Raw genomic sequence first — 22,251 nt, forward strand, 5'->3', positions numbered from 1 at the left:
TTACTGGTTAAAGCGGGATAAACCACTGGCTTCCAGCTGGCGGATGGCCGCCGCCCAGTGTTTTTGCGTGATTTCATCCGAGCCGCCGCGAAAACGAACAGACTGCGCCTTGACCTTTTCGATCGCGACCGGCGGCGCGTAGTGCAAGTTGTCCCGTCCGCCGGCGAGCGCCGCCACCTGAATGTTGCAGGCGCGCTCCAAACCGTGCAGTTCGCGGAACGCGTGCTCGATGCTTACGCCGCCGGCCAGCAAACCGTGGTTGCGCAAAATCATCACGTTGCTGTGGCCCAGATCGTCGACCAACCGTTCCTGCTCATCCAGATCAAGCGCAACGCCTTCGTATTCGTGATAGGTAATACGCGAATAATAAGCCAGCGCATGTTGCGACAGCGGCAACAGGCCGTCTTTTTGCGCCGATACCGCCGCGCCGTCTTTGGTGTGGGTGTGCAGCACGGCTTTCAGATCGGGCCGGGCGCGGTGTATGGCGCTGTGGATCACAAAGCCGGCCCGGTTGATGCCGAACCCGGTCGGGTCGGCGAGAATGTTGCCGTCCAAATCGATTTTCACCAGGTTGGAGGCGGTGATTTCACTGAACAACAGGCCGTAGGCGTTAATCAGGAAATGCTCTTCCGCACCCGGTACGCGCACCGAGAAATGGGTATAAATATGATCGGTCCAGTTATACAGGGCAGCCAACCGATAGGCAGCGGCCAGCTTGACGCGCTCCTGCCACTCTTCCTGGCTGACGCCGTTTTTTACCTCGCCGGCATTGGCGGTAGGGGTAGATACCAAAGACATAACAACTCCCGTTAATGGTGGTTTGATAAGTGTCGGCAGCGATGGGCAGTAACGTTACCAATCGATCTCTTGGCCCAGGATTTTCAAAATGTCCTGCCGGTGTTTAATCAGCAGCGGGGCGTCCCGGTGGCGCGGGTAGGCGAGCGGCACGGCAAACTGCGCCAGAATTCGGCTCGGTCGCGGCGACAGCACGATCACCCGATCGCACAATAGCAGCGCTTCTTCGATGTCGTGGGTGACCAGCAGGCTGGTATAGCCCTGGCTTTGCCAGAGGTTAATCAATTCGCGCTGCATACCGATACGGGTCAGTGAATCCAGTTTTCCCAGCGGCTCATCGAGCAACAGCAGGCGCGGCTCGTTGAGCAGCGCGCGCGCCAGCGCGGCGCGCTGGGCCATCCCGCCGGACAGTTGCTTCGGGTAGGCGTTGGCGAACTCGTCGAGGCCGATACGGCTAATCAGGTCGTCTGCCTGCCGTTCCTGGCCGCTCAGCCCCTGCGCCTGCGGCCCGAGCAGCACGTTCTGCCGCACCGTCCGCCATGGGTAAAGCGTGGGATCCTGGAACACCAGAATGCGCTCGGGGCTGGGGGCGCCGAGTGGGCGGCCATCGGCAAGCAGCTGGCCGGTCTGCAACGGTTCCAGTCCGGCCAGCAGGCGTAGCAGCGTGGATTTCCCACAGCCGGAAGGGCCGAGCAGTGCGACGCTTTCACCGGGGGCAATGCTCAGGCTGATGTTATCCAGTACGGCGATTTCCCGTTTCCCCAGGGTGAAGCTGTGGCTGACGTTTCGCACGTCAATCGCCGTACCCGTGGCTTTTATCTGAGCCTGTGCGGCTTGCGCTACCATTTCATCACTCCTTTTTGCCAACCGAGCAGTCGATCGCGTATGAAAAACAGCAGGCTGATCAGCCCCGAGCACAGAAAGGCCATCACAATCAGCGCGGCGTACATATTGGGATAGGCAGCCCAGCCCTGCGCCCACTGCAGATAAAAACCGATGCCGGCTTTGACCCCAACCATTTCCGCGACGATCAGCACGGAGAAAGATGCCCCTAACCCCATGAACAGGCCGACAAACACGCTGGGCAGGGCGGCGGGGATCGCCACGTGGAAAATCAAAAAGCGCTGACTGGCGCCCAGGGTGCGCGCCACGTCGTAATAGGCCTTATCGATGTTGGCGACGCCCGACCAGGTGAGAACGGTAACGGGGAACCAGGTCGCCAGAGCGATCAGAAACACGCTGGCGCCAAAGCTGCTGGGAAAGATAAACAGGCACAGCGGCAGCAAGGCGGTTGAAGGCACCGGCCCGAGAATGCGAAGTATCGGATGCACCCAGTAGCCAATGCGCTGCGACCAGCCGATCGCCACGCCGCTGACAAAGCCGGCCAGGGTACCGATCGCTACCCCCAGCAACAATAACGATAGCGAGTGATACAGGCTGTTCAGCAGGCGCGGCCAGTCGGTGAGGTAAACCTCAATCAGCGCCTGCGGCGGGGCGAAGAACGGCACCGGCAGCACCCCGGTTTTCGCCGTGAGCAGCTGCCACAGGCTGAAAAACAGCGGCAGCGCGACCAGCCATTGTCCGGCGCGCTGCAAGCGCTGCCCGCGGCCGTTCCAGCGCCGATAGCTCAGCGCCAGGGCCAGCAACGCCACCCCCAGCGCCAGTTGCAGATAAGCCCAGGCCTGGCTGTATGGCCACTGGCGGTTGGCGTCGGGCCAATAGGTGGTGAAAAGCCCGGCCGCCAGCCACGCCGCGGCGGCAAGCAGGCCGGTGAGCCAGCATCGTTCGCCGGCGTTTTTTTCACCTTTTATGGTGCGATCAAGCAAATACGTTGGCATAGATGCTCTCCGCAAACTGATGGGCATCGGTACCGGGTTTAATCACCTGTACCCGCTGTAAATCGCTGACGTACTGGGTAAGCTCTTGGACGAAGGCTTCCCCAACGGCATGATGCCCATGGGCCTGGCCATGGATAATGCCGGCCACTTCTTCGACGTTGGTGTTTAACGCGTGGGCCATAAAGGCTTCGGCAACGCTCTCCGGGTGCTCTGCCGCATAGCTGTGGGCATCCAGCAGCGCCTGGGTTAACGCCGCCGCTACGGCTTTGTGTTGGCGGGCCAGCGACCCGCTGACGCCAACCACGCAGCAACTGAGGTTGGCGTATTCCCCGGTCATATTGCTTGCCAGCAGTTGGTATTTGCCGGTCTCCAATAAGCGGTAGCTAAAGGGCTCGCTGCCGCTGATGGCGGCAATTTCCTGTTTATCCAACGCGACGCTCAATAAATCGGCGGGATAAACCTTCCATTGCACGTCGGCGATCGGGTCTACGCCGTGGCGTTTGAGCAGAATGGCAAAAAAGTTCTTGTCCGGGCCGGCCATATCGGTCACGCCGATGGTTTGGCCTTTCAGCTTGTCCAGGCTGGTAAAGGGCGCATTTTTGGCGGTCAGCAGATTCAGGCAGCCGCCGTGGGTGCCGGCGGTGAGCTTTACGTCAAAGCCTTGCTCCAGCGCCTTCAGCCAGCGCAGGGCCATACCGATGCCCGCATCGGCTTTACCGGTGGCGATCGCTTCCAACAGCAGATCGGTCGAGTTGCCGAAGTTGACAAATTCTACGTCCAAATTGTACTTGCTGAAGAAGCGCTGCCGCTCCGCCACGGTGACGGGGGCAATGCATACCGCGCTCTGGTTGATGGCGAGTTTCAACTTGTAAGGTTCGGGCAGGCGCAGTGCGTGGTCGCTACCCTGATGCCGGGTTGCCATATCATGGGCGAACAGCTGCGACGAGATGCCGGCCAACGCCGGGGCCGCCAGCAGGCTGCCGGCCAGCCGGAGGAATCTGCGGCGCGAATGATGAGCAATGGGGTTCATGGTCGACCTTCCTGTTGTGTCTGCGCCAACGGCGGCACGCTAAAGCCATTATCAAAGGTATGGGTAACGTCGAGTGGTTGCCGGATCAGACCGTTGGCCTGATAAAAATCGGCCGTGGCCTGCTGTTGGCGTACGGTCGTCTCATCGATTTGCTGCCAGCGCAGTTGGCGGCTGGCGAACTGTTCGCGCGCGATATCGGGCGGGAATTTAATGATTTTCCCCAGGGTGTTCCCGTAGCTGTCGAGATTGGCATAGGCCCAGCGCTCCGCCGTTGCCAGGCGGTTCAGGTAATCCTGCAGCGCCTGGCGTTTCGCGCTATCGGCGAGCGTTGCATCAGTGGCCGCCAGGAAGGTATTTCCCGGCAGCAGGCCGGTGCCGCTGACCAGCACATGGCCTTGCCCGGTTTTAACCAGTTGGGTGGTATAAGGTTCCCAGGCGGCCCAGGCGTCGACCGAGCCGCTAAGCAGCGCGACCTTGGCGTCCACTGGCCCCAAAAAGACCCACTGTACGTCCGCCGCGCTCAGGCCGGCTTGCTGCAGCGCCTTCAACGCCACAAAGTGGCCGATAGAACCTTTGCCGGTGGCGATGCGTTTACCTTGCAGATCCTGGCCGCTTTTCAGCGGCGAGTGTTCGCCCACCAGCACCGCGGTGCCTGCCGGGTTGCTTTTGTCCACCGCGACCGCTTTAACCGGCGCGCCCTGCGCAAGGGCAAACAATAATGGGGCATCGCCGATAATGCCGACATCAACCGCGCCGGCGTTCAATGCTTCGGCAAGCGGTGCGGCGGCGGGGAACTCGGCCCATTTGATGTCGTAAGGCAGGTTGGCGAGTTCGTTGGCCGCTTCCATTTGTGAACGCATACCGCCTTTTTGATCGGCGATATGCAGGGTGATGCGTGCGTCGGCGAACGACGGCTGGCCTGCCAGGCCGAACAGCAATAGGGCGCCCAGGGTGTGTTTAATATGCAACATGTTGATTATCGTCCTATGGTTTTAACGCAGCCTTGCCGGCGTTGATCCATGCGCTGTCGTTTTGTGGGGTATGTATCCGGCCGCAGAGTACGTTACGGTAGTGGCGCTCCAGCGGGTTGTGGCGGCTCAGGCCGTGGTTGCCGCTCTGGGTTAGCGCCTTTTCCACTGCCGCTATCGCGTTTTCGGTGATGGTCACTTTTGCCAGGTTGGCTTGTTCAGTGCTGAATGCCCGCGCCGCCGCCTGGCGCAGCAGACTTTGATTGACCAGCAGCAAGCCATCGATTTGCCCAAGGTTTTCCTGCACGCGGGCCAGGCTGGCTAACGGGGCGCCCAGACTGGCCGGCACCCGTTGCTGCAGCCAGGCGATCAGCCAGCGGCGCGCCGCCCGCGCGACGCCGTCATAGATGGCCGGCAGCAGGGCGGCATGCGCATTGGCGGCGGCCTGGATCTGCGCCGTATCCGGCGCCGGCGGCCGATCGGCCGGATAAATCTCCACCGCATGGGGCAGCGGTACCAGCACATCGCGCAGTATCACCTCATGGCTGCCGGTGGCGCGCATGCCCAGATGATCCCAACTGCGTTTAATGGTGATGCCCGGGCTATCGCGCGGAACCAGCCAGGTGCCCACCTGCGGGTCGGCATCATCGCTGCGAGCCCAGATTGCCAGCCAGCTCAGCCCTTCGATTCCGGTGGTATAGAGCTTATGGCCGTTGAGCCGCCAGCCGGCGGACGTGCGAGCCGCCACGGTGTGGGGCAAGCCGCCGCGCGCAGGGGAACCCAGTTCCGGCTCTACCCGCAGGCTGTTGATTAAGGCCCCGTTCTGCACCGCGCCGTGGCTGACTGCGCCGCGCAGCGATTCTGGCCAACTGGGGTTGGAAGCCAGGCGCAGGTGGTGCAGGTACTGCATGCAGACGATCAGCGCCGTTGAGGGTTCGCCCTGCGCGATGGCGCCGACAACCTGCTGCAAAGTGAACAGGTTGGCTTCGGCGCCGCCATAACGCTGCTCGCAGGCCAGACCCAGCAGCCCATATTCATGCAGCAAGGCCAGATTGGCGTGCGGGAATGCGCCGCTGCGATCCAGCGCCGCAGCCTGCTGCGCCAGTTGCTCGGTGATCTGCTCAAGCGGCGGCTGCATGTGCCGTCGCCGCGCAAGCTGGCGGGTAGACTGGACAGAATTCATACCGGCGTCTCTTCCGTTACCCATCAGGCGCTTTGCTTGGCGCCGCGCTGGGCGATTTTGGCGCGGGCGATCGGCAACAGTTCTTTACCGTATTCCTGAGCGTCGTTGAGGGGATCAAAGCCGCGGATCAGGAAGTTGCGCACGCCCAGATCGTAATAATCAAGCAGGGCATCGGCCACTTGCTCCGGCGTACCCACCAGCGCAGTGGAGTTGTGCCCGCCGCCGACCAACCTGGCGATGCCGGTCCACAGACGTTTATCCACCACATCGCCTTGCGCCACGGTTTGCAGCAGACGCTGAGCGCCCACGCTGTTGGGCTTGTTCTTATGGCCCGCGCCGGTTTGCGCGGCATGTTCAGTGGCGACATGCAGGATCTCTTTGGCTTTTTCCCAAGCCTGCGTTTCGGTGGCGGCGATAATCGGTCGGAATGACACGCTAAAGTCGATTTGGCGCTGGTGTTTGGCCGCTTCGGCCCGCACGCGCTGGATGGTTTCCCGGGTTTGCGCCAGCGATTCGCCCCACAGGGCAAACACATTGGCATGCTTGCCGGCCACGGCGATCGCCGCGTCGGATGAGCCGCCGAAGAAAATCGGGATATGGGGCTGTTGCAGCGGTTTTATTGCCGAAAAAGCCTGTTCGACCCGATAGAAGTCATTATGGGCGTCGAACGGCCGTTCCTGGGTCCAGACCTGGCGCACGATCTCCAAAAATGCTTCGGTGCGGGCATAGCGCCGATCGTGGTCGAGATAGTCGCCGTCGCGGCGCTGTTCTGCGTCGTTCCCGCCGCTAATGATATGCACCGCCAGGCGTCCGCCCAACAGGTGTTCCAGGGTGGCGAATTTACGCGCCGCCAAGGTCGGCGAGACGAAGCCCGGCCGGTGCGCCAGCAAGAAGTTGATTTTTTGCGTGGATAGCCCGGCCAGCGCCGTGACTAAAAAGCCGTCGGGCTGATCGGACCAATGCCCGACCAGCAGGCGATCAAAACCGGCGGCCTCGTGGGTTTGCGCAAAACGCACAATGTAATCGCGGTCAAATATTGGGCCAGCCGGAGGGATGATTTCCGAAGACAGACGGTGACCGATCATGCCTAAAAATTGGACGCTCATTAGAACTCCTTGTCAGGGATCGTGATAGGGTCTGGCTGCCGGCCATAATGTCTGGCAATAAGCAGCATGGTGTTTATACCCTATACGCGATGGTCTAATGATTTAAATGCATTTTTATCATATCTTAATATGCATAAAGTTAATTATAAAGTTAACTCCTTATCATTCATGGAATTAAATGCTAAGCCCCGAACGATCTTTTCGGCAAAAAAGGTGGTGGGCCTTTGCAGGTTGCCCAGCCCCGGGCTGCTGACCTGCCACAGTTGAACTTTTGGCCGGAAATCGCTCAGCTCAACAATCGCGATGTCGCCTCGATGCGGGCTGTGCGCCAGCGCTGCCTTCGGCACCAACCCGAGCCCGAGCCCCTGGGCCACCAGGCCGATTTGCAACTGGGTGCCGGTGGTCTCCACATTGATTTTCAGCCCTAACCCTTGCGCCTGCAGATCGCGGTCTAACCCGGCGCGCAGGCCGCAGCCATCAGGGTTTAACACCCAGCCATAATGGGCGCAACCGCTGAGCCGGGCGGCGGGGATGCGAAGACTTTTGCCGGCGATCACGACAACCTCTAACGGGCACAGTGCCTTCGTCACCAGGTGGTCATCGAAGATTTGCTGCGCCGGCCCCATGGCGAGCAGGCTGTCCAGCTCAACGTTTTCCAGGCGTTTTATCAGCTGCCCGCCCCAACCGCAGGTCACCTGCGGGCGCAACTGCGGGTAATGCTCGCCCAGGGCAATGAGCGCCGGGAGCAGGGCTATCTCACTCAGGCTTTGCGGGATCCCCAGGCGCAGCGGGCCGCTGGGTTCCGCATCCTGATTAAGCAAACTTTCCAGCCGCTTGGTTTCGCGCTTGATCGTCAGGCACTGTTCATAGACGCGGTGACCGATGGCCGTCAGCTTCAGTGGTTTGGTTTGGCGATCCAGCAACGTGGCGCCCAGGCTCTGTTCAAAGCTTTGCAGGCGGCGGGTCATGGCGGATTGGCTAATGCCAAGGTATTCCGCGGCCTGGTTAAGCGAAGCGAATTGCACCACCGCCAGCAGTGCGTCAATATCATCTGTACGCATGGAAATTCTCTTTATGTGTATTTTGCATTTTAGTTTATTACAAAAATGCATTTAAATAATAAAAAGTTCTTTGTTAGCGTGATAAGCAGTCCTTCAGACAGGAATGCCTCATGACAACGCCCTTACGCTTAGACCGTTTACGCCAGTTCATCGCGCGGCTGGCCCAATTGCACCAACAGCCGCTGGGCGACGCGGCGCGGCTCGATAACGCGGCGCAATGGCTTGCCGAATTGGTCGGCAAGGATGACTGGCTGGCAGAAGAGTACTCCCGCCCACACCCTGAACATTACCAGCAGTACCTGCTGCACGTTGATTCCGCCCAGCGTTTTTCCATCGTCAGCTTCGTTTGGGGGCCGGGGCAGGTCACGCCGATCCATGATCACCGGGTGTGGGGGCTGATTGGCATGCTGCGCGGGGCTGAAATCAACCAGCGTTACCTGCTTGACGGCCAGGGCGTGCCCCAGCCTGAAGGCGGCGCCGAGCGGTTAACCGCCGGGCAGGTGGCGAAACTGTCCGAACAGGACGGCGACATTCACCAGGTCCGCAATGCGTTTAACGATCGCGTGTCAATCAGCATTCATGTGTATGGCGGCAATATCGGCGCCGTTAAGCGCGCCGTGTATGGCGAAAGTGGCGCGGTGAAGCCCTTTATCTCCGGTTATTCCAATACTCAACTGCCTAATATTTGGGACCTTTCTAAGGAAGTGTAATTATGCCTGCCTTTGTTTACCGTGATTTTTCCACCCTGCGCGCCGCGTTGTTGGCCCGCCGGGAATTGGCGCTGATCGATGTGCGTGAAGAAGCCGAATTTGCTGAAAGCCACCCGCTGTTCGCCGTGAACATCCCGCTGAGCAAGCTGGAGCTGGAAGTCTACCGGCGCATTCCGCGCCGCAGTACCCCGATTACCGTCTATGACAACGGCGATGGGCGGGCTGAACGGGCGGCCAGGCGGCTACGGCAGTTCGGTTATGGGGATGTCGCCCTGCTGACTGGCGGCCTGGCGGGGTGGCAAGCCGCTGGTGGCGAGCTTTTCCAGGACGTAAATACGCCGAGCAAGGCCTTCGGCGAATGGGTGGAAAGCCGCAGGCATACGCCATCGCTGACTGCGCAGCAGGTTAAGGCCCTGATCGATCGGCATGCCGATGTGGTGATCGTCGATGCGCGCCGTTTTGATGAATACCAAACCATGAGTATCCCCACCAGCACCAGCGTGCCGGGGGCGGAGCTGGTGCTGCGGATCAATGCGCTGGCGCCGGATCCTGATACGCAGGTGATAGTTAACTGCGCCGGCCGTACACGCAGCATTATCGGCGCCCAGTCGTTGATCAACGCCGGCATCAGCAACCCGGTGGCGGCGCTGCGCAACGGGACAATCGGCTGGGGGCTGGCGGGGTTTGCGCTGGAAAGTCAGCGGCAGCGGCGTTACACCGAGAAGGTGGACAACCTGGCGCTGGCGCAGCAGCGGGCGCGGCGAGTGGCGGACGCGGCCGGCGTACGGCGCATTGACCGCGAGACGCTTGGGCTGTGGCAGCAGGATGCGGCGCGCACCACCTATCTGTTTGACGTGCGCAGCCCCGAGGAGTACCGCGTCGGGCATTTGTCGGGCAGTTACGGTGCGCCCGGCGGGCAGCTGGTGCAGGAAACGGATCACTATGCCAGCGTGCGCGGCGCCCGCGTGGTGCTGGTGGATGACGACGGCGTGCGTGCCAATATGAGCGCTTCCTGGCTGGCGCAAATGGGCTGGGATGCGGCGGTACTCGATGGGCTGGAGGACGCCGACTTTAGCGAGCGGGGCGATCCGGCGGCGCAGCTGCCGCCGCCGCCGCCGGCGGATGAGATAGCCCCGGCGCGGTTGGCCGCACTGTTGGGCCAGGAAGGCACGGTGCTGCTGGATTTCACCACCAGCGCCAACTATGTGGCGCGCCATATTCCCGGCGCGCATTGGGTCCTTCGTTCACAGTTGCCGTTGGCGCTGGAAAACCTGCCGCCGGCGAAACGCTATGTGCTGACCTGCGGCAGCAGCCAGCTGGCGCGCTACGCGGTACCGGAAGTGGTGGCGCTGAGCGGCAAGCCGGTGCAGCTGCTTGCCGGCGGCACCCAGGCGTGGATAGCCGAAAATCGGCCGTTGGAAAAGGGCGAAGGGCGGTTGGCCGCGCCGCGCATTGACCGTTATCGCCGCCCGTACGAAGGCACGGACAATCCGCGTGAAGCGATGCAAGCGTATCTGGACTGGGAGTTCGGGCTGGTGGAACAGCTTGAGCGCGATGCAACCCATGGTTTTACCGTGCTTTGAATCATCCGACAATACGCATGACCATCACCGGCAAAGAGGAAAAGTATGGCGCATTTTTCGGTATTACTGAGGGGCGTGGGGCTGAGCGCCTTGTTATTAACCGCATCGCTGGCACAGGGGGCAATCGGCGATGCCAAACTGGTTCTGGGCGATCAGGCCCGTGGGCTGCGTAGCCTGGTAGAAGCCGCCGGCGTGATGAAGGATGCGCCCTATCAATATCAATGGGCCAATTTCCAGGGGCGGCGCCGTTGTTTGAAGCGCAGCGCGCAGCAGCCGTAGATACGGCCTATGCCGGGGATTTGCCGGTATTAATGGCGGCGGCGGGCGGGGTGGATTTTAAGCTGATTCAGACCAACGTCGGCTATGGCCAGTCTAACGGGATTATTGTGCCGAAGGATTCGCCGTTGCGCAGCGTTCGGCAGCTGAAAGGGCAAACGGTGGTGGTTTCCTCGGCGCGTGGCAGCATCTCGCAAAACCTGCTGTACGCGGCGCTGCAGGAGGCTGGGCTGAAGCGGGAGGATGTGAAGATTCAATTCGTCATGCCCACCGATGCCAGCGCAGCGTTCAGCACTGGCAAGGTGGCGGCCTGGGCGGTTTTTGATCCCTATTTGGGCGTTGCGGAGCAAAGCGGCGCGCGCCTGCTGCGCGATGGTCGGGGATTGACCCCGTCGCTCGGTTTCTTAACCGCCACTACGCCCTCGTTGGCCGATCCGGACAAGCGAGCGGCCATCAAAGACTTTGCCGAACGCGTCGCCAGGGCGCGGCAGTGGGCGATCGATCATCCGCAGGAATACGCCAGGGTTTACGCTCAACTGACGCGTTTGCCGCCGGAAACCGCCCGGCACATTGCGGATCGGACGTCAAAGGGCGCGCATAGCGTCAATCAGCAGGACATTAATGTGTTGCAGCCAGTGGCCGATTTGTTTTATCGGTTAAAAATACTGCCACATCAGGTGAATGTTAATAACTTGATCGATAAGGAGTTCACTCTGGCGAAGTGAATAATGCGTCATTTTTTGCTGTCCTGTTAATAGCCTGGGTTATTTCTCGCGAATCATGCCGATATCCTTGGCTCAGTTTAGTGAGGTGACTTAATTTAAGGATGGTTACTCATTGTCAACCAGGGGCATTGGGCTAAGCATGGAAAAATGACCAGGCAGGAAAATGTATATCCCACACGAGGTGATGGGGCCACAGTATCCGCGATCAGGTCGTGGCAGCCGCGGCCGAGCATTTATTGAGAAGTCTGTCATCCCGAGTGACCATTGACATTAATGGTCACTGATCTGAGAATGCGGTTACTGTCCTGTCAAATCAAGAAGGGAACCCATGCTCAGGCTCAAACCTGTCACCTTTGCCGTATGCCTGTTGCCGCTTGCCCTCATGGGCTGCGGCGAGCCTTCCGGCACCGACGATCCTCGCACTCAGCCGCCTCTGGTCAGGGCGGCAACCGTAGCAAGTGCCGTCGATGCCTCCCGCGCATTTACCGGCGTCGTTGTCGCCCGGGTGCAAAGCGACCTCGGTTTCAGAGTACCAGGCAAGATCCTTGAACGTCTGGTCGATACCGGGCAGACCGTTAAACGTGGTCAGCCGTTAATGCGCCTGGATCCCGTTGACCTGCGCCTGCAGGCGCAGGCTCAGCAACAGGCCGTCGCGGCCGCACGGGCTCGCGCCAGACAGAGCGCTGATGATGAGGCGCGTTATCGCGGCCTGGTCGCGACAGGCGCGGTGTCGGCATCGGCCTACGATCAGATAAAAGCCGCCGCCGATACGGCCAAAGCAGAACTCAGCGCTGCCCAGGCGCAGGCGAATGTGGCGCAAAATGCGACGGGCTATGCCGTGCTGTTGGCCGATGCCGACGGCGTGGTCATGGATACGCTGGCCGAACCCGGGCAGGTTGTCAGTGCCGGGCAAGCGGTGGTCAGGTTGGCCAGAGCCGGTCAACGCGAGGCCATCGTGCAGCTGCCTGAGACGTTACGACCGGCTCCAGGAAGCGAGGCGCAGGCAACGCTCTACGGTACCGGAAAACGGTCATCTCCCGCGAAACTGCGCCTGCTCTCCGATGCCGCCGACCCGGTAACACGCACCTTCGAGGCGAGATATGTGCTTGAGGGGGCGCTGGCAGGCGCACCGCTCGGCTCCACCGTTACGCTCCATATTGCAGAAGATAAGGCGGCCCACCAGGTGATGCAGGTACCTTTGGCTGCAATTTATGATCCGGGAAAGGGGCCGGGCGTCTGGAGCATTTCAGCTAAACCCGCCAAAGTGTCATGGCGTTCCGTTCAGGTGCTGGGGGTGGGTGACGATGCTGCAAGGGTAACCGGTAGCCTCAAACCCGGTGAACAGGTGGTTGCCCTGGGGGCGCATTTGCTGCACGACGGTGAGGCCGTCCGTACCGAACAGCGCGACGTCGGCGTCGCCGGGAGCCAGCCATGAGCGAGGGGAGATTCAATCTTTCAGCGCTCGCCGTGCGTGAGCGCTCAATCACACTGTTTCTTATTATCCTGATTACCGTGGCCGGGATTCTTTCGTTCTTCGAGCTGGGGCGGGCTGAAGATCCCCCCTTTACGGTCAAGCAGCTGACCATTATTTCCGCCTGGCCGGGGGCCACTGCGCAGGAAATGCAGGATCAGGTGGCCGAACCGCTTGAAAAGCGCATGCAGGAACTCAAGTGGTATGACCGCAGTGAAACTTACACCCGCCCCGGCCTGGCTTTTACCATGCTGTCACTGCAGGACAGTACGCCGCCTTCGCAGGTGCAGGAAGAATTCTATCAGGCGCGTAAGAAGCTCGGCGATGAGGCCGAAAACCTGCCGGCGGGCGTTATCGGGCCGATGGTCAATGACGAATTCGCCGATGTGACCTTTGCGCTCTTTGCGCTGAAGGCGAAAGGGGAGCCGCAGCGACGGCTGGTGCGCGATGCGGAATCGTTGCGCCAGCGCCTTTTGCATGTCCCCGGGGTCAAGAAGGTCAATATCATCGGGGAGCAGGCCGAACGCATCTTTGTTTCGTTCTCGCATGACCGGCTGGCCACGCTGGGCATTTCTCCTCAGGATATTTTCGCCGCCCTCAACAGCCAGAACGTATTGACGCCCGCCGGCTCGATCGACACCAAAGGGCCGCAGGTGTTTATTCGCCTTGATGGCGCCTTCGACAAACTGGAAAAGATCCGCGAAACGCCCATCGTCGCACAGGGCCGAACCCTGCAGCTTTCCGACGTGGCAACCGTTGAGCGCGGCTATGAAGATCCTGCGACCTTCCTGGTCCGCAACCAGGATGAACCGGCGCTGTTGCTGGGGATCGTGATGCGTGAGGGCTGGAACGGCCTGGATTTGGGCAAGGCGCTGGATGAGGAAACGGCCAAAATCAACGAAGGCATGCCGCTCGGCATGACATTGACGAAGGTGACCGATCAGTCCGTCAACATCAGCTCAGCCGTTGACGAGTTCATGATCAAATTCTTTGTCGCGCTGCTGGTGGTCATGGCGGTGTGCTTCGTCAGTATGGGATGGCGCGTGGGCGTGGTGGTTGCCGCTGCCGTACCCTTGACGTTGGCTATCGTCTTTGTGGTGATGGAGGCTTCCGGCAAGAACTTCGACCGTATTACGCTGGGTTCATTGATCCTGGCGCTCGGTTTGCTGGTCGATGATGCCATCATCGCCATCGAGATGATGGTGGTGAAAATGGAAGAGGGCTACGACCGCATCAAAGCCTCTGCCTATGCCTGGAGCCACACGGCGGCGCCGATGCTGGCCGGCACGCTGGTCACCGCCGTCGGTTTTATGCCCAACGGCTTTGCGCAGTCCACTGCCGGTGAGTACACCAGCAACATGTTCTGGATTGTCGGTATCGCCCTGATTGCTTCCTGGATTGTGGCGGTGGTGTTTACGCCTTATCTGGGCGTGAAAATGCTGCCGAAAATCAAAACGGTGGCGGGCGGGCATGCGGCCATTTACGACACCCGCCATTACAACCGCTTCCGCCGGATACTGACCCGGGTTATCGCGCGAAAATGGATAGTGGCCGGCACCGTTGTTGCCGTGTTTACCGTTGCTATTCTCGGCATGGGAGTGGTGAAAAAACAGTTTTTCCCGACATCCGATCGCCCGGAGGTGCTGGTTGAAGTGCAGATGCCTTACGGCACCTCGATTGAGGAGACCAGTGCCACCACGGCGAAAATTGAAGCCTGGCTGAAAAAGCAGAAAGAGGCAAAAATCGTCACGTCCTACATCGGGCAGGGGTCGCCGCGTTTTTATCTGGCCATGGCGCCCGAGCTGCCCGACCCGTCGTTCGCAAAAATTGTCGTACTGACGGCCAGCCAGGATGCGCGCGAGGCGCTTAAGTTCCGGCTACGCGAAGCGGCGGCCGGCGGCCTGGCACCTGAGGCGCGCGTGCGCGTGACCCAGCTGGTGTTTGGTCCGTATTCACCTTATCCGGTGGCCTGGCGCGTTATGGGGCCGGATCCGACTAAACTGCGCGAAATTGCCGACAAAGTAGAAAAGGTGATGCAGGCCAGCCCGATGATGAGAACCGTCAACACCGACTGGGGGCCGCGGGTGCCGACGCTGCATTTCACGCTCAATCAGGACCGCCTGCAGGCGGTGGGGTTGACATCGAACGCGGTCGCGCAGCAGCTGCAGTTCCTGCTTTCAGGCGTGCCGATCACCTCTGTGCGCGAAGACATTCGTTCGGTGCAGGTGATGGGGCGTGCGGCGGGGGATATCCGGCTCGATCCGGCAAAAATAGCGGGCTTTACCCTGGTGGGGGCTTCCGGCCAGCGCATTCCGCTCTCACAGATAGGGGAGGTTGAAGTGCAAATGGAAGAGCCTGTGCTGCGACGACGCGATCGTACCCCGACCATTACCGTCAGGGGCGATATCGCCGAAAATCTGCAGCCGCCGGATGTCTCCACGGCCATTATGAAACAGTTGCAGCCGGTCATCGATAAGCTGCCGGCCGGATACCGCATTGAACAGGCGGGTTCTATTGAAGAATCCGGCAAAGCCACCAAAGCGATGGCGCCGCTGTTCCCTATCATGATCGCCATGACGCTGTTGATTATCATCCTGCAGGTGCGATCGATGTCGGCGATGGTGATGGTATTCCTCACCGCGCCGCTGGGGCTGATTGGGGTGGTGCCAACGCTGCTGCTCTTCAACCAGCCGTTTGGCATCAATGCGCTGGTAGGCTTAATCGCGCTGTCGGGTATTCTGATGCGTAACACCCTGATCCTGATAGGTCAGATCCATCACAACGAACGGGAAGGGCTGGCGCCATTCCATGCGGTGGTGGAGGCGACGGTGCAGCGAGCCCGGCCGGTGTTGCTGACGGCGATGGCGGCCATTCTGGCGTTTATCCCGCTGACGCACTCGGTGTTCTGGGGAACGCTGGCCTATACCCTGATTGGCGGGACCTTTGGCGGCACCATCATCACGCTGGTCTTCCTGCCGGCCATGTATGCCATCTGGTTCAGGATAGGTCCTGACGATCGCAAGCGTACGGAAACGCAGGCGGCGGTGTGACGATCGCCTGTTTACCCCAGCGACTTTGTCCGAACGGCGCTCGCACGAACAGGCCATTCTTGCCGGCGAGTAGGGATCGCGGACTATCGTCCTGCTAGCCTGAAGGATGACAAGTCCCCCGCAGCCAGCGCGGGTCATCTGCAAAATCATGACGAGGCGCGCGCAATATGCGCCCGCCGCCGCCGCTGGTCGCACCACAGGGTGAAGATCCCCGCCAGCGCCACCATCCCCGCACCGATCAGCGTTGACGAACCGGGCAGGCTGTTTAAGAACAGGTAGCCAATCGCCATCGACCAGACCAGCGTGGTGTAATCAAACGGCGCCAGCAGCGAGGCGTCGGCAAAGCGCAGGCTTAGCGTGACCAGAATCTGCGCCATACCGCCGAAAAAACCGCAGCCCACCAGCAACAGAAGCTGCCCCGGCGTTGGCCGTGCCCAGCCGAACAGGCTGGTTGCCAGACCAATCAGGCTGGTCATCAGCGAGAAGTAAAAGACGATGGCGCCGGGTTTTTCGATGCCGTTGAGAAAACGGATCTGAATGTTGGAGGTGGCGGTGCAGAGCGCGGCCAGCAGAGCGAAGACGACCCCGAGGGCCATTCCGGACGGCGGCTGGCCGCCGGCGAACAGGGAGCCGCTGGCGGTCAAGCTGGCGGAGAGCATAAACAGGATGCCGGAAAAACCGACAAGCACCCCCAGCCAGCGGGAAAAATGCACCCGCTCTTTCAGCAGTAAGGCCGCCATGATGACGGTGAATAGCGGCGCGGCATAGCTCAGGGCGGTGGCATCGGCGAGGGAAATCGACACCAGCGCCAGATAGTTGAAGTACATCCCGCCGGTACCGGAAAAGCCGCGAATCAAATGGCCGAAAATATTTTTTGTCTTAATGCTGGCCAGCACGTTGCCCTGAATTTTTAACCAGATGAGCAGGGGGAACATGGCGATAAAGGAGCGGAAGAAAATCACTTCGCCGGTCGGAATCGCCCCCTGTAGCCCTTTGACGCAGGCCAGCATTAAGGTCGCGCACAGGGTGGAGAGTATTTTTAGATAAATCCCAGGTCGGGCATTCATGTGACTACCTTCGGTTAACGGTCGCGGTGGGGCGCGGCGTGGATGTCGCGCTTGGCGTTACAGTAGAGGGTGCGCAAGGTGGGTAGATAAGATAATTTCGTTCTGTCAGGATAATTTTTGCTTATTTCTCCCCGCCGGCGCGGTCATATAAATCACCTATCTCCCGACAGCGTTTCCCTCTTACCCGCCGCGCAAACAATGCCGATATAGTCGCGACAAGTGGTTAGCCATACTGGCGAAACGGGGAACCCCTTACCGGACGTCGGTACTCTTTTATCCAGACCGAGGGAAACAATAATGAAACTGAAGCGAAATGCGGGTTTAGCGCTGGCTCTGACGCTGGTGTCGGTGTCCGGCGCCGCGTGCGCCGACATGCTGGCGGATATTCATACGCGCGGTGAGCTGAGGTGCGCGGTCTATTCCGATGTGCCGCCGTTTTCTGCGCCGGATCCGCAAACCCGTCAGTTGGTCGGGATGGACGTTGAGCTCTGCCATGCGCTGGCGAAACAGATGGGGGTCAAGGCGCAGCTGGTTCCCACCTCCGTTGAAGCGCGTATCGCGGTCATCGCCACCGGGCGAGCCGACGTGCTGATCGCCAACCTTGCCTATACCAAAACGCGCGGCCGCCAGATCCAGTTCAGTGACCCTTACTACGTCGCCAAAGAGATGCTGCTGGTCAAAGAGGCGAATGCCGATAAAACCCTCGCCGATTTCAAAGGCAAGCGCATCAGCGCTACCAAGGGCACCACCTCAGAACAATCCATCGTGCTGAAGGGCGGCAAGCCGGTTACCTTCCAGGACGCCGCTTCGGCCTTCCTTGCCCTTGAACAGAATAAAGCGCAGGGCTTCGTCACCAACACCATGACCGGTATCAAAATGATCGGCCAGGCGAAAAAGGACGGCATCAATCTGGCGATGATTAAAGAGCCGATGGCGCTTGAACCCATCGGCGTGGGGATGAAACAGGGCGAACCGCAGCTGCTGACCAGCGTCAATGAAAGCCTGAAGGCGATGGATGACGACGGGACGATAGACAAAATCTGGAATACCTGGATTGGACCGAACACCGAATACAAAATGGCCCGCGAAGAACGGGTACAGCCGCTATCCAGCCTCACGTTTGAACCGCTGGAATAAGTATGACGCCGACATCGAAAACCTTGTTACCCGAGCGCCGCATTGAGCTTCATGCCGGCGCCCCGGCGCGGATCTCCATGATGGGTAGCCGAGCCTGGCTTATCGAAGCGCCCGGCGCCTTCGACCTTCCGGCGCAGCGGCGCATCTGGTCGCTGGCGCAAAGCCTGCAGCAGTGGCCGGAGGTGGAGTCCTTGATCCCCGGCGTGACCAATTTACTGGTGCTGCTACGCGATACGCCGGAGGAGCCGACGGGGGTGGAGCGCCGTCTGCGCGAGTGCTGGCTGGCGGCGCAGGCGCTCAACGTCGAAGGACGGCAGATTGATATCCCGGTGTGCTACGGCGGGGAACACGCCACCGACCTGGAGGCGGTTTGTCGTCATACCGGGTTTTCCGCCCGGGAGGTCGTTCGTCGGCATTCGCAGGGCGTCTACACCGTGGTGGCGCTCGGCAGCGCGCCGGGGTTCGGCTATTTGCACGGCCTGGATCCGCGCCTGGCGACGCCGCGTAAAAAGGTGCCTTCGCTGAATATGCTCAAGGGGACGGTCACCATCGGCGGGCCGCAGGCCGGAGTCTCGGTGCTGACCGGGCCGAACGGCTGGAACGCCATCGGCTACGCGGAAATTGAGGTATTCAACCCCCATGCCGCCATTCCTGCGCTGATGGCGCCAGGCGATATCATCCGTTTTCTGCCGGAGAGAGTCGAACTGTGATTGAGATTGAACAAAGCGCATCGCTAAATACGATCCAGGATTTAGGCCGCCCGGCGTGGCGCCACCTTGGCGTCTCGGTGAGCGGCGTGATGGACCCGCTGGCGCTGCGTGCCGGCAACACGCTGCTGGGAAACGAGGAAAACGCGGCGGCAATCGAAGTGCAGATGTTTCCCTTCCGCGTGCGTTTCCTGGCGGATACCTGGATCGCGCTCACCGGCGCCGACTGCCGGGCCAGGCTTGACGGCGCAGAGCTACCGGCCTGGTGGGGCTGCGCGGTACGTAAAGGCCAGATGCTGGAACTACGCTTTCCCCGCCGCGGCGCGCGCGGCTATTTGTGTGTGGCCGGCGGTATTGATGTTCCGCTGGTGCTGGGCTCGCGCAGTACCGCTCTGCGTGGTGGCTTCGGCGGACTCGAGGGCCGGCCGCTGCAGCGCGGCGATGTGCTGTCGTGCGGTCCGAGGCTGGGGGCGCCGCTCCCGGCCTCGGGGATCGGCCTTGAGCCGCCGGAAGTGGCCTTGAGCGCCGTTTTTCCGCTCAACGCTCAGGGCGACGTTCAGATCCGCGCCATCCCCGCCGGCGAGTATCCGCTGTTTGCCGCCGATGCACCGCGCTTCTGGAGCCAGGCGTGGAAAATTTCGCAGCACAGCAACCGTACCGGCTATCGCCTGGCGGGGGAGCCGCTCCTGCCCGCCGAAACGGTTGAAATACGCTCCTACGGCCTGATCCCGGGTATCGTGCAGGTTCCGCCGGCCGGCGAACCGATTATTCAACTGAGCGATGCCAACACTGCGGGAGGTTATCCCAAAATTGCCTGCGTGATTGAAGAAGACCTCTGGCGCCTGGGCCAACTGCAGGCGGGTCAGTCAATTCAACTGGTACAGGGCGATACGCGTACCGCCATCGCGGTGCGTCAGGAGATTGAAGGCTGGCTGCTGCGCCTGCGCGCCAGCGTAGCGCCGCTGACCAGGGTTGTCGGTTGATAAGGAACTCCGTATGAAAATTGATGTGAACTCCGATATGGGAGAAGGTTTTGGCGTCTATCAGTTATGTGATGACTCGGCGCTAATGAATATTGTTTCCTCCGCCAACATTGCCTGCGGTTTTCACGCGGGGGATCCGGCGATTATGACCCGAATGGTGCGTCTGGCGCAGGCGCGCGGCGTAGGTATCGGTGCTCACCCCGGCCTGCCGGACCGCCAGGGATTTGGGCGCAAAGAGATGTCGTTCTCCGCCGATGAAATCTGCCAACAGGTGGTTTATCAGCTTGGCGCGCTCTCCGCCATTGCCCGTGCCGAGGGCACCCGCGTCGCCCATCTGAGCTTTCACGCGGCGATGGGGAATATGATTAACCGCGACGATGCCCTGGCGCTGCAAGTCATGCAGGCCGTCTCCCGGATCGATTCGCAACTGATTATCTTCTGCCAGCCGGACACTATCATTGAACGGGCGGCGCAGGCCAGAGGGTTGCCGACGCTGACGCTGTTTCTCGCTGACCGGGCCTACGACGATCGCGGGCAGCTGGTCCCGCGCGGTATCGCCGGTTCCCTGATCAAAGAGGAGACGGCGGTGCGCGCCAGAGTACGGCAGTTTCTGCAACAGGGTACGGTGACCACCTTTAGCGGCAATACGCTGCCGGTACGTGCGCGTTCTATCCTGGTTCATAGCGATACCCCGGGCTCGCTGACGCTGGCGACGCTGGTTCGCAGTGAGATTGAATCCTGCGGCGCGATGGTGGCGCCGGCGGCGGAGGTGCTGGCGCAGTAAAGCCTTTTCCCGTTGTCAGGGGGGCAAACCGCGCCCCTGACCACACTCTGCTCTGCCTATGCACACCTGGACTTCCATTCTGCTAAAGCCCATTTTCCATCCCGTCAGGCACGAGCCCATCCCGCAGCCCCGCAGACGGGATAAAAAATGCCTGCCGGTCAGACGCCAAGCAGGCATTTCACTCTGCCCAGCGCGCAGAATCTGCGCGCCGAAGCTTAACGGCAACCCGTGCAGAAGGCCGCGAGACGATCGCAACCGGTTTGCAAGCGTTCCATACTGGTGGCGTAAGAGAGGCGGAAGTAGGGGCTTATGCCGTAGGCCGCCCCCTGTACCGTCACCACATGTTGCTCTTCGATAAGCGCCATCACGAAATCGGCGTCGCTGTCGATGCGATGCCCGCCGGCGCTGGTTTTGCCGATAAATTCAGCGATGTTCACGAACAGATAGAAGGCCCCCTGCGGCCTATGGCAGCGCAGGCCGGGAATACCGGCAAGGCGCGCAAGTACGTAATCGCGGCGCTGGCGGTAGATTTCCGCCCGCTCGGCCAGCAGATCCTGCGGGCCGTCAAGTGCGGCGACGGAGCCTGCCTGCGACAGCGTCGCCACGCCGCCGCTATTTTGCGTATTGACGTTGCTCATGGCTTTGATCAGCGCCTGCGGGCCGCCGCAAAAACCCAGCCGCCAGCCGGTCATCGAGTAGGCTTTCGAGACGCCGTTCACCGTCAAAACGCGATCGTACAGCCGGGGCTCCACCTGAGCCAGGGTCCAGAATTTCACGCCGTCGTACAGCAGATGCTCATAGATATCGTCGGTCATGATCCAGATCTGTGGATGACGCAGCAGCGTTTCGCCCAGCGCCTGCAGCTCGGCATGCGTGGCGACGGAGCCGGTCGGATTGCCGGGATAGTTCAACAGCAGCCATTTGGTTTTCGGCGTGATCGCCGCTTCGATGTCCTGCGGCAGCGGTTTAAAGCCATACTCTTCATGGCAGGTCACCGCAACCGGCGTTCCGCCGGCGAATTTAACGATATCGGCGTAGCTGATCCACGACGGCACGGGGATGATCACTTCGTCGCCGGGGTTAATCGTCGCCATCATGGCGTTGAAGATGATCTGTCGGGCGCCGCCGGCGGTCAGGATCTGGCTGACGTCATAGCGCAGTTCATTGTCGCGCAGGAACTTGCGCTGAATAGCGGCGCGCAGCGTGGGCGTGCCGTCCGTCGGCGGGTAGCGGGTATCCCCGGCGCGCGCTGCGGCGTAGGCGGCATCGATCACGTGCGGCGGTGTGGGAAAGTCCGGTTCGCCGGTCGAGAGACCGACGACGTCGATTCCCCGCGCGGCGAGATCGCGAGCCTTTTGCGTCATGGCGACGGAGGCGGAGACGGTAACATTGTTGAGACGATCGGCGATATCAGGCATCAGCAGCGGTTCCTGGTTACAAGGTCAGCAAACCCGCCCGCGGCGCAGAACGATCCGCCACGGGCGGCGAGAGGGGGTCAATGCACGCCAACCAGCATAGAGGCAGGTAAAGGCGGCGAGCTAATAGCGCTTTGTTGTGGGGACATAACGCAATGCGATGGCTGACGAGGTTCGCTTTCCTGGCAACCGTCGGATGGACAGGGCCGCACTTATGCGCCGGTGCTCTCTGACGGTGCAAACGTGGGAGCGTTGAAGAGCGGAGTGCCCGAAATTTCGGCGTGAGCGGCGGCCAGCGGGGTTTTTTGCTTCTGGCACCTATCTTGCTTGTCATCAGGGATACGTATTGATGTGGGACCGCT

Annotated in this window: 20 protein-coding genes; 10 read left to right on the forward strand and 10 right to left on the reverse strand. The window is 60.8% G+C overall.

The window, feature by feature from the left end:
- The 8 genes from D7I37_RS17860 to D7I37_RS17895 form a co-directional block, all read right to left on the reverse strand.
- Positions 1-798 (reverse strand): class II aldolase/adducin family protein, encoded by a 798-nt coding sequence (locus tag D7I37_RS17860; protein ID WP_129544123.1) that lies wholly within the window; start codon positions 796-798, stop codon positions 1-3.
- A 54-nt stretch (positions 799-852) separates the two neighbouring features.
- Positions 853-1,641 (reverse strand): ABC transporter ATP-binding protein, encoded by a 789-nt coding sequence (locus D7I37_RS17865; RefSeq protein WP_061799086.1) that lies wholly within the window; start codon positions 1,639-1,641, stop codon positions 853-855.
- Entirely contained in the window at positions 1,635-2,633 is a 999-nt protein-coding gene (locus D7I37_RS17870; protein WP_095097039.1) for an ABC transporter permease, read from the reverse strand. Before D7I37_RS17870 ends, D7I37_RS17865 begins: the two co-directional genes overlap by 7 nt.
- Positions 2,614-3,663, reverse strand: a complete 1,050-nt coding sequence (locus tag D7I37_RS17875) for an ABC transporter substrate-binding protein (protein ID WP_061799089.1) — start codon at positions 3,661-3,663, stop codon at positions 2,614-2,616. Before D7I37_RS17875 ends, D7I37_RS17870 begins: the two co-directional genes overlap by 20 nt.
- Positions 3,660-4,634: an ABC transporter substrate-binding protein gene (locus D7I37_RS17880; protein ID WP_061799090.1), complete on the reverse strand. Its 975-nt coding sequence runs from the start codon at positions 4,632-4,634 to the stop codon at positions 3,660-3,662. The genes D7I37_RS17875 and D7I37_RS17880 overlap by 4 nt, the downstream gene beginning before the upstream one ends.
- 13 nt (positions 4,635-4,647) lie before the next feature.
- Positions 4,648-5,814: an acyl-CoA dehydrogenase family protein gene (locus D7I37_RS17885; protein ID WP_095097042.1), complete on the reverse strand. Its 1,167-nt coding sequence runs from the start codon at positions 5,812-5,814 to the stop codon at positions 4,648-4,650.
- 23 nt (positions 5,815-5,837) lie between these two features.
- Complete coding sequence (locus D7I37_RS17890; protein WP_061799094.1) at positions 5,838-6,920, reverse strand: LLM class flavin-dependent oxidoreductase; 1,083 nt, start codon at positions 6,918-6,920, stop codon at positions 5,838-5,840.
- 143 nt (positions 6,921-7,063) lie between these two features.
- Complete coding sequence (locus D7I37_RS17895) at positions 7,064-7,981, reverse strand: LysR family transcriptional regulator (protein WP_129544124.1); 918 nt, start codon at positions 7,979-7,981, stop codon at positions 7,064-7,066.
- A 110-nt stretch (positions 7,982-8,091) separates the two neighbouring features.
- Here D7I37_RS17895 and D7I37_RS17900 point away from each other — a divergent pair, with 110 nt between their 5' ends.
- The 6 genes from D7I37_RS17900 (at position 8,092) to D7I37_RS17920 (ending at position 15,796) form a co-directional block, all read left to right on the forward strand.
- Positions 8,092-8,691 (forward strand): cysteine dioxygenase, encoded by a 600-nt coding sequence (locus D7I37_RS17900; RefSeq protein ID WP_095097049.1) that lies wholly within the window; start codon positions 8,092-8,094, stop codon positions 8,689-8,691.
- A gap of 2 nt (positions 8,692-8,693) precedes the next feature.
- Positions 8,694-10,274 carry a rhodanese homology domain-containing protein gene (locus tag D7I37_RS17905; RefSeq protein WP_129544125.1) on the forward strand — a complete coding sequence of 527 codons (1,581 nt, stop codon included), beginning with the start codon at positions 8,694-8,696 and terminating at the stop codon, positions 10,272-10,274.
- 45 nt (positions 10,275-10,319) lie between these two features.
- Entirely contained in the window at positions 10,320-10,553 is a 234-nt protein-coding gene (locus D7I37_RS27415; protein WP_242502711.1) for a hypothetical protein, read from the forward strand.
- The gene (locus D7I37_RS17910) at positions 10,523-11,275 is read left to right on the forward strand and encodes an ABC transporter substrate-binding protein (protein WP_242502712.1); all 753 of its coding nucleotides are present in this window, start codon (positions 10,523-10,525) and stop codon (positions 11,273-11,275) included. The genes D7I37_RS27415 and D7I37_RS17910 overlap by 31 nt, the downstream gene beginning before the upstream one ends.
- A gap of 328 nt (positions 11,276-11,603) precedes the next feature.
- Positions 11,604-12,710, forward strand: a complete 1,107-nt coding sequence (locus tag D7I37_RS17915) for an efflux RND transporter periplasmic adaptor subunit (RefSeq protein WP_061799104.1) — start codon at positions 11,604-11,606, stop codon at positions 12,708-12,710.
- Positions 12,707-15,796 carry an efflux RND transporter permease subunit gene (locus D7I37_RS17920; RefSeq protein ID WP_129544126.1) on the forward strand — a complete coding sequence of 1,030 codons (3,090 nt, stop codon included), beginning with the start codon at positions 12,707-12,709 and terminating at the stop codon, positions 15,794-15,796. The genes D7I37_RS17915 and D7I37_RS17920 overlap by 4 nt, the downstream gene beginning before the upstream one ends.
- A gap of 146 nt (positions 15,797-15,942) precedes the next feature.
- Here D7I37_RS17920 and D7I37_RS17925 read toward each other — a convergent pair whose 3' ends face one another.
- A complete protein-coding gene (locus D7I37_RS17925; protein WP_061799106.1) occupies positions 15,943-16,863 on the reverse strand; it encodes a DMT family transporter in 921 nt (306 codons plus the stop codon).
- A gap of 297 nt (positions 16,864-17,160) precedes the next feature.
- On the opposite strand from D7I37_RS17925, the gene D7I37_RS17930 reads away from it, so the two are divergent.
- From D7I37_RS17930 to D7I37_RS17945, 4 genes are read left to right on the forward strand one after another with little or no spacing between them, the layout of a single operon-like run.
- Positions 17,161-18,000 (forward strand): ABC transporter substrate-binding protein, encoded by an 840-nt coding sequence (locus D7I37_RS17930; RefSeq protein WP_061799108.1) that lies wholly within the window; start codon positions 17,161-17,163, stop codon positions 17,998-18,000.
- A gap of 2 nt (positions 18,001-18,002) precedes the next feature.
- Positions 18,003-18,710, forward strand: coding sequence for a 5-oxoprolinase subunit PxpB (gene pxpB / locus D7I37_RS17935; protein WP_095097067.1), 708 nt, complete (start codon positions 18,003-18,005; stop codon positions 18,708-18,710).
- Entirely contained in the window at positions 18,707-19,690 is a 984-nt protein-coding gene (locus tag D7I37_RS17940) for a biotin-dependent carboxyltransferase family protein (RefSeq protein WP_129544127.1), read from the forward strand. The genes pxpB and D7I37_RS17940 overlap by 4 nt, the downstream gene beginning before the upstream one ends.
- Positions 19,691-19,703: 13 nt before the next feature.
- Positions 19,704-20,474 (forward strand): 5-oxoprolinase subunit PxpA, encoded by a 771-nt coding sequence (locus D7I37_RS17945; protein ID WP_061799111.1) that lies wholly within the window; start codon positions 19,704-19,706, stop codon positions 20,472-20,474.
- A 215-nt stretch (positions 20,475-20,689) separates the two neighbouring features.
- On the opposite strand, the gene D7I37_RS17950 is transcribed toward D7I37_RS17945, so the two are convergent.
- Entirely contained in the window at positions 20,690-21,892 is a 1,203-nt protein-coding gene (locus D7I37_RS17950; RefSeq protein ID WP_095097077.1) for a pyridoxal phosphate-dependent aminotransferase, read from the reverse strand.
- Positions 21,893-22,251 lie beyond the last annotated feature (359 nt).

Origin of the sequence: Serratia sp. 1D1416, from assembly GCF_003641105.1 — a bacterium.
In the GTDB taxonomy this organism is placed as follows: Bacteria; Pseudomonadota; Gammaproteobacteria; order Enterobacterales; family Enterobacteriaceae; genus Serratia; species Serratia ficaria.